Here is a 14,057-nt window from a genome sequence, read left to right on the forward strand (position 1 = left end):
AGTGGAGGTTCTGCGCAGTGGGTAAACCGGCATGGATGCCGGTTTAGCCGCGCTGGGCCAAGGATGGCCCATCGCGGCGACCCACGGAGCAGGACCGGAGCGAGGCACCGAACGCCGGGGGCAAGAGCCCTTGGTTACTTGGGGCTCTTCCAAGTGACTCGCTGTAAGAGCGAAACCCTAAGTGGCCGTTACCGCAGGAATGGATATGTACTCCGTCAACAATCAATAGGTCGGCTGCCAGGCCGCCATCGTTTGAAAATCTTAAGTACGCATCCCCCGCCCACTCACCAGCAGCCGCGCACAACCGATGTACAGCACGATCGTCGCCACCACCATGAACGTAATCGCAATGCTGATCCGAATATCCGACACCCCGAGAATGCCGTAACGGAACGCATTGACCATATGCAGCACCGGGTTGGCCAGGGACACGGTCTGCCAGAACGGCGGCAGCAACGAGATCGAGTAGAACACCCCGCCCAGATAGGTCAAGGGCGTCAGCACAAAGGTCGGGATGATCGAGATGTCATCGAAGTTGCGCGCAAACACGGCGTTGATGAAGCCCAGCAGCGAGAAGATGGTCGCAGTCAGCACCACCACCAGAATGGTCACGCCCAGGTGATGCACCTGCAGATCGGTGAAGAACAGCGACAACAGCGTCACGATGATCCCGACCATCAAGCCGCGCAGCACGCCGCCGAGGGTGTAGCCGATCAGGATGGTGTGCGGCGACACCGGTGACACCATCAATTCTTCGATGGAACGCTGGAATTTACTGCCGAAGAAACTCGACACCACGTTGCCGTAGGAGTTGGTGATCACCGACATCATGATCAGGCCCGGCACGATGTACTCCATGTAAGTGAAGCCACCCATATCGCCGATTTGTCGACCGATCAGGTTGCCGAAGATCACGAAGTACAGAACCATGGTGATCGCCGGCGGCAGCAGGGTCTGCGGCCAGATCCGGGTAAAGCGCCGGACCTCACGGTAAACGATGGTATTGAGGGCAACGAGGTTGGGCTGCAGCTCGGAACTCATACCGCCACCTTCGACAGATTTTTCTCCACCAGGGACACGAACAACTCCTCGAGGCGATTGGTTTTGTTACGCAGGCTCAGCACTTCAATGTTCTGTTGGGCAAGCTGAGTGAACAGCGCAGTGATGCCCATGCTTTTGTCCACCTGGACTTCCAGGGTGTGGGCATCGAGCAAGCGTGACGGATAGCCGATCAACTGTGGCGGCGCGCTCACGCTGCCCTTCAGATCCAGCAGGAAAGTCTCGACGTGCAGCTGGCCGAGCAACTGTTTCATGCTGGTGTTCTCGACGATGGTGCCGTGATCGATGATGCCGATATTGCGGCACAACTGCTCAGCCTCTTCCAGATAGTGCGTGGTGAGGATGATGGTGATGCCTTTCTTGTTCAGCTCGGTGAGGAAAGTCCACATCGAACGGCGCAGCTCGATGTCCACCCCGGCAGTCGGTTCGTCGAGGATCAACAGGCGCGGTTCGTGGACCAGCGCACGGGCGATCATCAGGCGACGCTTCATGCCACCGGACAGCGAACGCGACGGCACATCGCGCTTGTCCCACAGGCCAAGTTGGGTCAGGTATTGCTCGGCGCGTTCCTTGGCAACTTTCGCCGGGATGCCGTAGTAACCAGCCTGGGTCACGACGATGTCGAAGGTCTTTTCGAACTGGTTGAAGTTGAACTCCTGGGGTACGACGCCGATGCAGCGCTTAAGCGCCGCCGGGTTCTTGTCCAGGTCGTGGCCGAAGATATTCACCGTGCCGCTGGTCTTGTTCACCAGGGTCGAAAGAATGCCGATGGTCGTGGATTTGCCGGCGCCGTTGGGGCCGAGCAAGGCGAAGAAGTCACCTTCGGCGACATCCAGATCGATACCACTCAAGGCCTGGAAACCGTTGCCGTAGGTTTTGGTTAGCTGCCGGATGGACAGAGCGGAACTCATATCGGATTACGCACCAAGAAGGGAAGAAAGGGACAGATATGGGCGGGCGGCGAGCAATGCAACCGCGGCGCATCAGTGCAATGGTGCTTGTCGCCGCCGCACAAGTACAGTCAAGTGTGTCGATAGTGAGTATTAAGTCAACGCGGTCATGACCGCCTTGCGATACGCCGGACGCTCTTTCAACCGTGCGTACCAGGCCTGCAGATGGGGCTGTGGCGAGCGTTCGATCGGCATCTCGAACCAGGCATAAATGAAACTCCCCAAGGGAATGTCGCCCATGCCGATCTCGTCACCGGACAGGTATGGCTGGCTCGCCAGCGCCTGATCGGCCATCGCCAGCAGCGCTTCGCATTCCTTGATTGCAGCCTGGATCGCAGGCCAGTCCTGTTGATCGGCCGGGGTGCGCAATACGCCCCAGAACACCGTACGGAACGGTCCGGCAAAACTCGAAGTGGTCCAGTCCATCCACTTCTCGGCGCTGGCCCGCGCTTGCAGATCTGCCGGATACCACGGGGTGTTCGGCGCATGCCTGGCCATCAGATAGCGGACGATGGCGTTGGATTCCCACAACACGAATCCATCGTCTTCAATCACCGGCACGCGGCCATTGGGGTTCATGGCACGGTACTCGGGCGTATCGACGACACCAAAGGCACCGCCCGCATCAATGGCCTCATAGGCCAGGCCCAATTCCTCGGCGGCCCACAATGGTTTTCTGACATTCGATGAATTTTTCCGACCCCAGATCTTCAGCATGACCGCCTCTTTATGGATGAATGCGCAGGCAGCATACGCCGGATCAGGCGCGACTCAAATCGCTGCGCATGTCTCCCAGCAGCGGCGCAAGATGCTCGCCGAACAGGTGCGGATAGCACTTTTCAAGGTGTTCGAAGAAGAACTTTTCCGGCACGTCGGTGAACTGGCCGTGGTCGATCAGGTACTCCATCAACTGCTCGCCGTCGCGATTGAAGGGATGAAACACGCTGTCATTGATCCCGTCGAATTCCAGCGGCGCCACATTGAATAAGTCGCACAACCCCTGGTTGAACGCAGGGGTGGCCTTGACCCAACGACCATTCAAATAGAGCTCGGTGTAGCCGTGCATGGCGAACACGTCGCTCTTGAGCAATTCGAGCAGGCGCGGGGTCGACAGATGATTGCGCACGTCAGCCAGACCGATGCGTGCAGCAATCCCGCAATGCCGCGCGGCACCGGCCAGCAGCGTGGCTTTGGGCACGCAATAACTCTCCCCGCTCGCCAGCGCATAACTGCCACGCAAGGTCTGTGGGTCACGGCTGAAGGTGTACGGGTTGTAGCGCACCGCCTCGCGCACGGCGTAATAGAGTTGGATCGCCTGCTGGAGCGGGTCGCAACTGGCGCCACGATGTTTTTCGGCGAACTCCACCACGCAGGGGTGGTCACTATCGATGAAGCGGCCGGGGCTCAGATACTCATGCATGCGGGCAATCTCCAGGGCAAGCCCCGAGTCTAGCGAGAGGTTCAGCACAGAGATAACGACGTTTCGGCCAAACATGGGCGCTTTGCCGCCCGCTCAATGAACGATTTTTCACGGTCTGTCGCACCTGAGGCCTACACAATCATCCAGGGTTTCCCACGATTTCAATCACCTCGCTCTGACCACCCCGTTTCGCGGATGCCGTCTAAGCTCTGTGGGTTGGTTCGCCCTGGGTTCACGGAGGATTAAATATGCTGCTGTTGTGGATACTGGTTCTGGTTGTCGGGATAGCTTATTTAGCCCACCGTCGCATCGCGCCGCTGCCTGCCCTGGGCATCGTGGCTGTCTTTCTGCTGGCAATGGGCGCATTCAGCCGCGCACCGGGCTGGCTGCTGTTGATTTTCTGGGTGCTCACCGCCGCCGTGGCGGCGCCTCTGCTATTGCCTGACCTGCGCCGCAAATTCTTCAGCGCACCGATGTTCAACTGGTTCCAGAAAACCTTGCCGCCGATGTCGGACACCGAACGCGACGCCATCGAAGCCGGTACGGTGTGGTGGGACGGCGAGCTGTTCAGCGGTCGTCCGGACTGGAACAAGCTGCTGTCCTATCCCAAGGTGCAACTGAACGAGGAAGAACAGGCTTTCATCGACGGTCCGACCGAAGAGCTCTGCGCCATGGTCAGCGACTGGCAGCTCGGTCAAACCATGGACTTGCCGGCCGAGGCCTGGACTTACATCAAGGACAACGGCTTTTTTGCCCTGATCATTCCCAAAGAGTTTGGCGGCAAGGGGTTCTCGGCCTACGCCCACTCGCAAGTGGCGATGAAACTGGCCAGTCACAGCGGCGATCTGGCTTCTACCGTGATGGTCCCCAACTCCCTCGGCCCGGCCGAACTGTTGCTGCACTACGGCACCGACGAGCAACGCAACCATTACCTGCCACGCCTGGCGCGCGGCGACGAAATTCCCTGTTTTGCACTGACCGGCCCTCTCGCGGGTTCGGACGCGGGCGGCATGCCTGACACCGGGGTGATCTGCAAAGGCGAATGGGAAGGCAAGGAAACCCTCGGCCTACGCCTCAATTGGGAAAAGCGCTACATCACCCTGGGCCCGGTCGCCACCCTGCTCGGCCTGGCGTTCAAGGCGTACGATCCGGACCACTTGCTGGGCGAGGAGGAAGACCTGGGTATCAGCCTGGCGCTGATTCCAACCGATCTGCCCGGTGTTGAAATCGGCCGTCGTCACCTGCCCCTGGGGGCGGCGTTCATGAACGGTCCTAATTCCGGCAAGGACGTTTTCGTACCGTTGGAGTTCCTGATCGGCGGCCAGGAAATGCTCGGCAAGGGCTGGATGATGCTGATGAATTGCCTGTCCGTCGGGCGTTCGATTTCCCTGCCGGCGGTGGGCACCGGCATGGCCAAGTTCACCAGCCTGGTGACCGGCCAGTACGCGCAGATCCGCGAGCAGTTCAATGTGCCGATCGCCGCTTTCGAAGGCATCCAGGAAGCCATGGCGCGCATCGGCGGCAACGCCTGGATGATGGACGCCGCGCGGATGCTGACTGCCAACGCGGTGGACCTCGGCGAGAAACCGTCGGTGCTGTCGGCGATTCTCAAGTACCACCTCACCGAGCGTGGCCGCGAGTGCATCAGCCAGGCGATGGATGTGCACGGCGGCAAGGCGATCATCATGGGGCCGAACAACTACCTGGGCCGCAAATGGAACGGCGCACCGATCTTCATTACCGTGGAAGGCGCGAACATTCTTTCGCGCAACCTGATGATCTTCGGCCAGGGCGCGATTCGCTGCCACCCCTTCGTGCTCAAGGAAATGGCCCTGGCCACTCGGGAGGACAAGGATCAGGCACTTACCGAGTTCGATGGCCTGCTGCTCAAGCACATCGGCTTTGCCGTGGGCAACGCCGCCAGCACGCTGGTGCTGAACCTCGGTTTCGGGCACCTGGAGCACGTACCGGGCGACAAGCTCAGCCAGGGTTATTTCCGCGCGCTGAACCGTCAGGCAGCCGCATTCGCCCTGCTCGCCGACCTCAGCATGATGCTGCTCGGCGGCGAACTGAAACGGCGCGAACGCCTGTCGGCACGATTGGGTGATGTGTTGAGCAACCTGTATCTGGCCAGCGCCGCGCTCAAGCGCTACAACGACCTCGACTCGCCGGAATACATGAAGCCGCTGTTTACCTGGGCCATGGAGGAAAGCCTCGGTCACGGCGAGCGGGCCATGGACGAATTGCTGAACAACTTTCCGAGCAAGGTGCTGGCCTGCCTGTTGCGGGTGATCGTGTTCCCGTTCGGGCGTCGTCACAAAGGGCCTTCGGACAAACTCGGCGCCGAAGTCGCCGCAGTGATTGGCCGCGCCAAGGGGGATCCGGCCCTGGAGGAAGTGCTGCTGGGTTGCTATCGCCCGCAATCGGTCGAAGACCCTGTTGGCGTCCTGCAGCACACCTGCGATCAGTTGAACGCCGCGCTACCCATGCGTAAAAAACTGCATATGGCGCTCAAGAGCGGCCAGGTCAAACCGGTCGCTGGAGAAAATGTCATCGATGCCGCACTGGAAGCCGGCGTACTGCAACCGGTGGAAGCACACACTCTTCGAGAGGCCGAAGTGGCACGTCGCAAAGTGATCGATGTCGATGCTTTCGACAAAGAGGAAATAGCACTGACCGATGGCAAGGTCCGCTGATCCATCCAGCGCCCCATCATGGGAAAATGCGCGCGGGGGCTTTATACTCCCGCGCCCGTTTTGCTCTTGAGGACTTATCTCGTGTCCAACATCGTTGCCGATCATCTCGTTTTGCTCGACCATCTGCGCAGCATCCTGGTCGCCGTAGGTGAGGCCGAACAGGTTCCCGACGAAAGCCATGCCTTGTTCCTGGAGCGCTTCGACGAACTGCTTGCACTGCTGCCGGTCGACCCGATCGAAAGCCAATACCTGGGCCAGGACATCCTGTGCCAGGTCATCACCCGCTACCCGCAAATCGCCCACCTGGTGCCACGCGACCTGCTTTGGTACTTCGCCGGTGACTGCCTGCATTACATGCCCGATGATGAAATCGACCTGTACCAGGCACTGGAAGAACGTCGCTTCGAAGCCGAACAGAATGACGAGCCTTTCGACTGGAACCAGGAAAAACAGCTGCTGTCCCTGTCCAATCAAGACAGCAAGCACTGATGAAAAAGGCCCGCATGGTTGAACATGCGGGCCTTTTTTCAGGATCAAAAGATCGCAGCCTTCGGCAGCTCCTACATGGAAATCACGTACACCCTGTAGGAGCTGCCGAAGGCTGCGATCTTTTGATCTTTCCTCAGAACAACCCCTCACTTTCGGGCAGCTCATACTCCGAAACCGCAATATTCGAACTGCTCGACTTGCCCTGCTTGCCCAACGTCGGCTCCTTCTCCAGGCACTCCACCAGGTAATCGATCAACACCCTTAGCTTGGGTGGCAGGTATCGCGTGGGCGAGTACAGCAACCACGCGCCTCCGTGGTAGGACGCAAGGAAAGTCCAGTCCGGCAACACTTGCACCATCAATCCCTTCTCCAAGGCACGACGCGCGGTGAAGTACGGCAGGCTGCCGATGCCGATGTGCTGCAGTACCGCGCCAAAACGTACGCCCGTGTGATTGGCGGCATATCGCCCGCGCACCCCGACGGTTACGGATTTGCTGCCCTTCTTGAACTTCCAGCGCGCATCGCTCGGGGTTTCGCCCAAGTAGATGCAACTGTGGTTGAGCAGGTCATGGGGGTGAGTCGGCGTACCGTGCTCAGCCAGGTATTGGGGTGTGGCGCAGAGTAAATGGTCGATGCTCAGCAGCTGTCGCCCCACCAACCCCGCTGGCGGACGGTCGGTGATACGAATCGCCAGGTCGACGTGATCGTCGATCAGATCCACCTGACGGTCCTCAAGCAACAGCTCCACATCCACCTTGGGGTAACGGCGCAAAAACTCCGGCATATGCGGGTGAATCACAATTCGACCGACCGCTTTCGGCACGCTGAGGCGCACCACCCCTTCGGGCTCGTCGGTGAACTGGCCACTGATTTCCATCACTGACCGGGCGGCGTTGACCATTTCCTGACAGCGCTTGAAGACCTCCTCGCCACCGTCGCTCAACCGTAACTTGCGCGTGGTCCGTTGCAGCAGGCGAGTGGCCAGGGCCTTTTCCAGACGCGAGATACTGCGACTGACAGCCGAGGGCGAAGAGCCCAACTGGCGTGCGGCTTCGGAGAAACTGCCGGTTTCGACGACCTTGACGAAAATCGCCATTTCACCCAGCAACGGCAGTGGAAGATTTATGCTCACAACGCAACAGTCCTTTGATGTTTGAACGGATTATCACGCCAAACCGCGCTTCATATAATAAAAAATAGAAATTTGAATACGAGCATGGAATATGACGCTTCGCCTCTTTTTCCATAGTGATGACCTCAAGGCCAATGTGGAAGTCCTGGACTGCGCACCTCACGAGAACGAATTTGCCGTGGTGCTGCGCGCAACCTTGTTTCACCCTCAGGGCGGCGGGCAACCTTGTGATATAGGCTGGATTGGCGACAGCCGGGTACTACGCGTAGTCCAGGATCCAGACCGGATCGTCCATTTCGTCGATCAGCCAATCAACCTTGGCATGACCTTGATTCGGGTGGATGAACAGCCTCGCCAGATCAATACGCGCATGCATTCAGCCGGCCATCTGATTGGACACTTCGTCCAGGCCATGGGCTGGATGCCAATCAAGGCGCATCACTGGCCCGGTGAAGGGCGAGTGCAATTCAAACCGTCAGAATCGGCGCTGGACGTTGACGCGCAGACCGTGCAATACGGCCTCGAACAGTGGATCGCCCATGACCTGCCGCGCCTGACATCGCTGCGCGAAGGCGCCCGGGAAATCAGTTTTGGCGAACTGCCCGCCTATGGCTGTGGCGGCACCCATGTACGTAGCCTGAAGGATTTGGGCGCGGTCACGATCGCGTCGCTTTCGCAAAAGAAAGGCACGTTGTCCGTCCACTACCACGTGGACTGAGTCCCCCCCGACCTTCTGGAGTTGCAATGCTTTCTAATTACCTGGGCGAATTCCTGGCATTGGCGACGATTCACTTTCTGGCCGTGGTCGCGCCCGGACCGGATTTCGCCGTGACGATTCGCCAGAGTGTGCGTTTCGGCCGAATGGTTGGCATCTGCACGGCACTGGGGATCGGCGCGGGGATTTCCGTGCACGTGCTGTATACCTTGCTCGGAGTCGGAGCGCTGATGCATACCACGCCCTGGCTATTGACGGTGGCCAAGGTCGTGGGTGGAGCCTACATTCTTTATCTGGGTGTCAGCCTGGTGCGCAGCCGGCCGAAATCCGTATTGAAAGGCGATCAGCCGACAGATCAACCCGTTGTCGAGCAAACGCTGCTGAAGGCGTTCACGACAGGCTTTCTGACCAACGCCACCAATCCCAAGGCCACACTGTTCTTCCTGGCGATCTTCACCACGATCATCAGCGCCACGACACCCCTGAAGATCCAGGCGCTATACGGTGCATGGATGTGCCTTGTGAATGCCCTGTGGTTTGTGATCGTTGCCTTGTTCTTTTCAAGCAGCCGGGTCAGGTTGCTGTTCATGCGCATGGGACACTGGTTCGAACGCAGCATGGGGGTGGTCCTGATTCTGTTCGCCGGGCGGTTGATCCTGTCGATGTAAAGCAGCGTCAGCAGCTAAATCGCGCACAAACAAAAACGCCGCTCAATGAGCGGCGTTTTTGTTAAATATGGAGCGGGAAACGAGACTCGAACTCGCGACCCCGACCTTGGCAAGGTCGTGCTCTACCAACTGAGCTATTCCCGCAAATGGCATCCCCTGGGGGACTCAAACACTTGTTTCAAACAAAAACGCCGCTCAATGAGCGGCATTCTCGTTAAATATGGAGCGGGAAACGAGACTCGAACTCGCGACCCCGACCTTGGCAAGGTCGTGCTCTACCAACTGAGCTATTCCCGCAAATGGCGTCCCCTAGGGGACTCGAACCCCTGTTACCGCCGTGAAAGGGCGGTGTCCTAGGCCACTAGACGAAGGGGACACGCTGCCCGGAACACATGGTGTGTGTTTCGGTGCCCAGATCCGCATCCGAAGACTTGGTTCTGGTTTCACTCAGTACCGCCCGAAGGCAATACTGTTTAAAAATGGAGCGGGAAACGAGACTCGAACTCGCGACCCCGACCTTGGCAAGGTCGTGCTCTACCAACTGAGCTATTCCCGCATTGGCGTCCCCTAGGGGACTCGAACCCCTGTTACCGCCGTGAAAGGGCGGTGTCCTAGGCCACTAGACGAAGGGGACACACTACAACATTCACTCCCTGCTTCGTTTCGCTGTTCGCTTTACGCTGCAAGTGGCGCGCATTCTATGGATGGATTGAGAGGTCGTCAACCCCCTGTTATAAATTTATTTAAATCAATGACTTCGCGCTGCTTTGCGACCCCTCCCGGCTTTTCTGTCGCCTGGGGTCTGGCGCCTATATTCTGACACTCGCCAAGACGTTATAGTCGACGCCATGAGTGATGGCAATATGCTTCAGAGTGCCAGCATTTATATACGCGGATCGCGGCCGATAAACCTTCAGCCACGCCGAGCCGGCGCCTGAAGGCCAGGCCACTTCACTCGCACGCAAACCCTATAAAGAGGTCTTACCGGTGACACCACTCATGATCACCCTGCTCGTCGTAGCCGGGATCGCACTCTTGATCGCCATTGGCTACATCAACCATGTGGTGGAAAACAATAAGCTGGAGAGGGCCCGCACCAAGGTTGAACTCAATGATCGCCTGCGTCGCTGTGGGGAGATCACCGAGACGTTTCCCGGCCAGTTGATGACGCCAGCGCTTAAACTGTTGCTGACGCGCCTGGAACTGAATGTTTGCCAACGCCTGCTGAATCTGGAAAAGACCAGCGCCAACCTCAAGGCCCGGATTACTGAACTTGAGGCTCTGGTTGGCCAGGGCGAATCAATTCCAGTCAACAACCCACCGGCACCGATCCAGACCGAAGCCAAGGCCAAGGACGTGCGTTTCCTGCTCGAAGCCCTGCACGGCCAAATCACCCGCGCTGCCCAGGATGGTTTTTTGCCACCCAATGAAGCCAAGGGATGGATTCGTCAAGTGCGCCATATCCTTGTGCTGCTTCACATCGAGTTTTTCAACAACCTCGGCCAGCATGCCCTGCAGCAGAACCAGCCCGGCCAAGCGCGACTGGCGTTCGAACGCGGCGTGCAGTACCTGCGCAAACAACAGGAACCCCAGGTCTACGCCGAACAACTGGAATACCTGGAAAAACTCCTGGCCCGCGCCAACGACCAGGTCATGGACCGTATCGCTCCGGTAGAGGGTGACGTCAACCAATTGACCGAAGGCCTGAAGGACGTCGAGGCGGATGCGGACTGGAAGAAGAAAGTGATCTACGACTGATCACAGAACGAACGTAAAAAAGCAGTAATACACACGAAGATCAAAAGATCGCAGCCTGCGGCAGCTCCTACATGAAACGTGATCCAGTAGGAGCTGCCGCAGGCTGCGATTTTTTAGCGGCTGTCAGGCCAGCATTAAAGCCTGAAATGCCCCACCATTCCCTTTAGCTCAACCCCCAACTGCGCCAGCTCGATACTCGACGCCGCGTTGCCCTGCATCGCCAGCGAAGACTGATCCGCACTCGCACGAATACTCGTGACGCTGCGATTGATTTCCTCGGCCACCGAGCTCTGCTCTTCGGCAGCAGCGGCGATCTGCTGGTTCATCTGCTGGATCAAGGACACGGCCGCCGCGATACTCCCCAGCGCACTTTCAGTCTGCAGTGCATCGCTGACGGCGAGTTTCACCAACTCACCGCTGCTTTGTATCTGCTGCACCGAGGCCTGCGCCGCCGCGCGCAAGGCGCTGACCAGTCGCTCGATCTCTTCGGTCGATTGCTGGGTGCGCTTGGCCAGGGCCCGCACTTCATCGGCCACCACCGCAAACCCCCTGCCCTGCTCGCCCGCCCGGGCTGCTTCGATGGCCGCATTCAGGGCCAACAGGTTGGTCTGGTCCGCCACGCTCTTGATAACGCCGAGCACCGTGCCGATGTTCTGGATTTCCGCGCTCAGGCTTTCGATACTTGAACTGGCCGAAGTCGCGGAATCCGCCAGTTGCTCGATCCGCACCATACTCTGGCGCACCACCTGCTGCCCGCTTTCAACCTTGCCATCCGCTGTTTGCGCCGCCAGCGCGGCCTCTTCGGCGTTACGCGCAACGTCGTGCACGGTGGCGGTCATCTGGTTCATGGCCGTGGCAACCTGCTCGGTTTCTTCCTTCTGGCTGCTGACTTCGAGGTTGGTCTGCTCAGTCACGGCAGACAAGGATTGCGCTGAAGTGGCCAACTGCTCGATGCCCGCCTGCAAACCGCTGACGATCTGGCTCAGCCCTGCGCCCATCTGCTGCATGGCCTCCATCAACTGACCGATCTCGTCACGACGGGTCACCTCGACCTTCGCACTCAGGTCCCCTGCAGCGATCTGCTGCGCCACACGAATCACAGTGCGCAGCGGCGCCACGATCAAGCGGGTAATCACCCACGCTGCAATCAAGCCAACCAGCAAGGCCAGCACCGAAGAGCCGAGTATCAGTAGCGAGTTGTTTTTCAGTTGCGCCTGCATCGACTGGTCTTCGGCGACATAGGCCTGATCCACCCGCTCCACCACCTGGGCAGCGCGTTGGTGCAATTGTTGGTAGACGGTTTTTTCCTGCTCCAGCAGGCCGGTGTACTCAGCGAGCTTGTCGCTGAAACTGGCGATATGGCCGGTGACTTCATTGAGGACCGTCTGGTAACCCTCATCCTTGACCGTGGTCTTGAGTTGCTCGGCCTGGGCCAGCGCCTGGCTGGCCTGCTCGATCTTGCCCTGCCCGGCGCTGTCGTCGCCCTTGCGGCTCTGGGCCAGACGCACGTGTGCTTCGTTCATGGCTTGCAACATCAACCGAGAAACCTGGCTGACCTGACTGGCTTGCTCGATGAACGCGGCCCCGTCCTTGCCTTCGGTTTCCTTCAGCGTGTAAGCGCCGTCATCGGCGAGCCCGGCTTGCAGGACGTCGAGATTGTTGGCCACGCTGGACACCGACCAACTGGCCATTTCCAGCGCCAGGTCCTTGGCCTGGCTGAGCGAGACAAACTCGTCAAACGCCTTGCGGTAAGCCCCCAGGGACTGCTCGACATCATTCATGACCGGTACATTGGCCGCCGATGCTGACTTGAGCTGGTTTGCCAGGGCGATCAGGCCGTCAACGCCTGCGTGCAGGGCATCGACGGTTTTCGGGCTGCCATGCAAGGCATATTCCTGCTCCAGCAGTCGCACCTTGAGCAAACCGCTGTTGAGCGAAGACATCTGCTTGAGCCCGTCGAAGCGCTGGCTGATGGTTTGCAGCGACCATACACCGATCGCCGCCACCAGGGCCGTCAGCAGCAACACCAGCGCAAACCCTACACCCAGTTTTTTTGCCATACCGAGGTTGGCAAAACGTCCTTGCACGGCCGAATTCATTGCACTCAGTCCCCCGCCATTATCAGTAACAGCAGAGTCGCAACGGCCCCGTATCAACACAAGACTCTGGCGCCTGAATAATGGCAAAAAGCTACGCCCGCGTCGTTTTCAGAACGCTGGAGGTCGATCCGCTATCAAAACGCGGTAACTCCGCCGTCCACGGCCAATGAGTGCCCCGTGGTAAAGGCCGCGCCATCGCTGCACAGGTACAGCACCGCGCTGGCGATTTCCTCGACCTTGCCGATGCGGCCGACCGGGTGCATCGCATTGGCGAACTCGCCCTTCTTCGGGTCTGCCTCATAAGCACGGCGGAACATGTCGGTGTCGATCACCGCCGGGCACACGGCATTGACGCGGATTTTTTTCTTGGCGTATTCAATCGCGGCCGATTTGGTCAGGCCGATGACAGCGTGCTTGGACGCCGCGTAGATGCTCATCTTCGGCGCAGCCCCGAGACCTGCCACTGACGCGGTATTGACGATTGCACCGCCGCCCTGGGCCAGCAACAAAGGCAATTGGTATTTCATACACAACCAGACGCCCTTGACGTTGACGCCCATGATCGCGTCAAACTCCTCGACCGTACCTTCGGCCAGCTTGCCTTTTTCGATCTCGATACCGGCATTGTTGAACGCATAGTCGAGACGGCCGTAAGTATTGACCACTTCATCCATCAGGTTCTTTACATCGCTTTCCACTGTCACGTTGCACCTTACGAAGGTCGCTTCACCGCCAGCCGTACGGATCAGCGCGACCGTGCCCTCGCCGCCCGCCGTGTCCATGTCGGCCACCACCACCTTCAAGCCTGCGGCGGCAAACGCCTGGGCAGTGGCCCGGCCGATGCCGGCTGCCGCGCCTGTCACCACTGCCACCTGGCCGGAAAACGTCATGCTCATTGTGCTGTCCTCGAAGAGTAGTTTGCGGGGGATCGCGAGTTCCCAGCATAGCCACAGCCCCCAAGGCCCGGCAGCACTATCAAACGGCCGGTTGAGCCACCATGAGTGGCAGTGATGGAACTACCGTACCAACTATCACCGTACTGGATAAGACTGTATTCGCCGGATCAGCCGA

General features: G+C 59.0%; 12 protein-coding genes, 5 tRNA genes and 1 pseudogene. 5 read left to right on the top strand and 13 right to left on the bottom strand.

Annotation, left to right across the window (positions count from 1 at the left end; genetic code table 11):
* Positions 1-261 precede the first annotated feature (261 nt).
* The 4 genes from PSUM_RS23960 to PSUM_RS23975 all read right to left on the bottom strand — a co-directional run bounded on the left by PSUM_RS23960 (position 262) and on the right by PSUM_RS23975 (position 3,429).
* Complete coding sequence (locus PSUM_RS23960; RefSeq protein WP_020799677.1) at positions 262-1,041, bottom strand: ABC transporter permease; 780 nt, start codon at positions 1,039-1,041, stop codon at positions 262-264.
* On the bottom strand, positions 1,038-1,970 hold the full coding sequence (locus tag PSUM_RS23965; protein ID WP_020799678.1) for an ABC transporter ATP-binding protein: 933 nt from the start codon (positions 1,968-1,970) through the stop codon (positions 1,038-1,040). The genes PSUM_RS23960 and PSUM_RS23965 overlap by 4 nt, the downstream gene beginning before the upstream one ends.
* A gap of 132 nt (positions 1,971-2,102) precedes the next feature.
* On the bottom strand, positions 2,103-2,726 hold the full coding sequence (locus PSUM_RS23970) for a glutathione S-transferase family protein (RefSeq protein ID WP_020799679.1): 624 nt from the start codon (positions 2,724-2,726) through the stop codon (positions 2,103-2,105).
* A gap of 43 nt (positions 2,727-2,769) precedes the next feature.
* Positions 2,770-3,429, bottom strand: coding sequence for a transglutaminase-like domain-containing protein (locus tag PSUM_RS23975; RefSeq protein WP_033044781.1), 660 nt, complete (start codon positions 3,427-3,429; stop codon positions 2,770-2,772).
* Positions 3,430-3,677: 248 nt separating this feature from the next.
* On the opposite strand from PSUM_RS23975, the gene PSUM_RS23980 reads away from it, so the two are divergent.
* Both PSUM_RS23980 and PSUM_RS23985 read left to right on the top strand, forming a co-directional pair.
* Positions 3,678-6,125, top strand: a complete 2,448-nt coding sequence (locus PSUM_RS23980; protein ID WP_033044779.1) for an acyl-CoA dehydrogenase — start codon at positions 3,678-3,680, stop codon at positions 6,123-6,125.
* Between the two features lie 81 nt (positions 6,126-6,206).
* Positions 6,207-6,614, top strand: coding sequence for a PA2817 family protein (locus PSUM_RS23985; RefSeq protein ID WP_008062898.1), 408 nt, complete (start codon positions 6,207-6,209; stop codon positions 6,612-6,614).
* 133 nt (positions 6,615-6,747) lie between these two features.
* Here PSUM_RS23985 and PSUM_RS23990 read toward each other — a convergent pair whose 3' ends face one another.
* Positions 6,748-7,746, bottom strand: a complete 999-nt coding sequence (locus PSUM_RS23990; protein ID WP_033045668.1) for a LysR family transcriptional regulator — start codon at positions 7,744-7,746, stop codon at positions 6,748-6,750.
* A gap of 91 nt (positions 7,747-7,837) precedes the next feature.
* Here PSUM_RS23990 and PSUM_RS23995 point away from each other — a divergent pair, with 91 nt between their 5' ends.
* Together PSUM_RS23995 and PSUM_RS24000 are read left to right on the top strand one after the other, a co-directional pair.
* Positions 7,838-8,464: a serine-tRNA(Ala) deacylase AlaX gene (locus PSUM_RS23995; RefSeq protein ID WP_033045665.1), complete on the top strand. Its 627-nt coding sequence runs from the start codon at positions 7,838-7,840 to the stop codon at positions 8,462-8,464.
* 26 nt (positions 8,465-8,490) lie between these two features.
* Positions 8,491-9,129, top strand: a complete 639-nt coding sequence (locus PSUM_RS24000; RefSeq protein ID WP_083349650.1) for a LysE family translocator — start codon at positions 8,491-8,493, stop codon at positions 9,127-9,129.
* 68 nt (positions 9,130-9,197) lie between these two features.
* Here the strand turns inward: PSUM_RS24000 and PSUM_RS24005 are convergent.
* The 5 genes from PSUM_RS24005 to PSUM_RS24025 all read right to left on the bottom strand — a co-directional run bounded on the left by PSUM_RS24005 (position 9,198) and on the right by PSUM_RS24025 (position 9,763).
* Positions 9,198-9,273, bottom strand: a tRNA-Gly gene (locus tag PSUM_RS24005).
* Positions 9,274-9,350: 77 nt separating this feature from the next.
* Positions 9,351-9,426: transfer RNA gene (locus PSUM_RS24010), tRNA-Gly, on the bottom strand.
* Positions 9,427-9,429: 3 nt separating this feature from the next.
* Positions 9,430-9,505 (bottom strand) — tRNA-Glu (locus PSUM_RS24015).
* 104 nt (positions 9,506-9,609) lie between these two features.
* A tRNA-Gly gene (locus PSUM_RS24020) sits at positions 9,610-9,685 on the bottom strand.
* 2 nt (positions 9,686-9,687) lie between these two features.
* A tRNA-Glu gene (locus PSUM_RS24025) sits at positions 9,688-9,763 on the bottom strand.
* A gap of 365 nt (positions 9,764-10,128) precedes the next feature.
* Here PSUM_RS24025 and PSUM_RS24030 point away from each other — a divergent pair.
* Positions 10,129-10,887 carry a hypothetical protein gene (locus tag PSUM_RS24030; RefSeq protein WP_020799685.1) on the top strand — a complete coding sequence of 253 codons (759 nt, stop codon included), beginning with the start codon at positions 10,129-10,131 and terminating at the stop codon, positions 10,885-10,887.
* Between the two features lie 134 nt (positions 10,888-11,021).
* Here PSUM_RS24030 and PSUM_RS32695 read toward each other — a convergent pair whose 3' ends face one another.
* The 3 genes and pseudogenes from PSUM_RS32695 to PSUM_RS24040 all read right to left on the bottom strand — a co-directional run bounded on the left by PSUM_RS32695 (position 11,022) and on the right by PSUM_RS24040 (position 13,882).
* Positions 11,022-11,903: a methyl-accepting chemotaxis protein gene (locus PSUM_RS32695; RefSeq protein WP_414896150.1), complete on the bottom strand. Its 882-nt coding sequence runs from the start codon at positions 11,901-11,903 to the stop codon at positions 11,022-11,024.
* Positions 11,880-12,986, bottom strand: a pseudogene (locus tag PSUM_RS32700) (HAMP domain-containing protein); the annotation flags it as partial. The pseudogene PSUM_RS32700 and the gene PSUM_RS32695, both read right to left, overlap by 24 nt.
* A gap of 134 nt (positions 12,987-13,120) precedes the next feature.
* On the bottom strand, positions 13,121-13,882 hold the full coding sequence (locus PSUM_RS24040) for an SDR family oxidoreductase (RefSeq protein ID WP_020799687.1): 762 nt from the start codon (positions 13,880-13,882) through the stop codon (positions 13,121-13,123).
* Between the last annotated feature and the right edge of the window lie 175 nt (positions 13,883-14,057).

The sequence above is a fragment of the Pseudomonas umsongensis genome (assembly GCF_002236105.1).
GTDB classification, from domain to species: Bacteria; Pseudomonadota; Gammaproteobacteria; order Pseudomonadales; family Pseudomonadaceae; genus Aquipseudomonas; species Aquipseudomonas umsongensis.

Coding starts and splice junctions, on each gene's coding strand:
- PSUM_RS23975 (WP_033044781.1), bottom strand. CDS start 3,429: ATGCATGAGTATCTGAGCCCCGGCCGCTTCATCGATAGTGACCACCCC.
- PSUM_RS24040 (WP_020799687.1), bottom strand. CDS start 13,882: ATGAGCATGACGTTTTCCGGCCAGGTGGCAGTGGTGACAGGCGCGGCA.
- PSUM_RS23970 (WP_020799679.1), bottom strand. CDS start 2,726: ATGCTGAAGATCTGGGGTCGGAAAAATTCATCGAATGTCAGAAAACCA.
- PSUM_RS32695 (WP_414896150.1), bottom strand. CDS start 11,903: ATGGAGGCCATGCAGCAGATGGGCGCAGGGCTGAGCCAGATCGTCAGC.
- PSUM_RS23960 (WP_020799677.1), bottom strand. CDS start 1,041: ATGAGTTCCGAGCTGCAGCCCAACCTCGTTGCCCTCAATACCATCGTT.
- PSUM_RS24000 (WP_083349650.1), top strand. CDS start 8,491: ATGCTTTCTAATTACCTGGGCGAATTCCTGGCATTGGCGACGATTCAC.
- PSUM_RS23980 (WP_033044779.1), top strand. CDS start 3,678: ATGCTGCTGTTGTGGATACTGGTTCTGGTTGTCGGGATAGCTTATTTA.
- PSUM_RS23995 (WP_033045665.1), top strand. CDS start 7,838: ATGACGCTTCGCCTCTTTTTCCATAGTGATGACCTCAAGGCCAATGTG.
- PSUM_RS24030 (WP_020799685.1), top strand. CDS start 10,129: ATGATCACCCTGCTCGTCGTAGCCGGGATCGCACTCTTGATCGCCATT.
- PSUM_RS23965 (WP_020799678.1), bottom strand. CDS start 1,970: ATGAGTTCCGCTCTGTCCATCCGGCAGCTAACCAAAACCTACGGCAAC.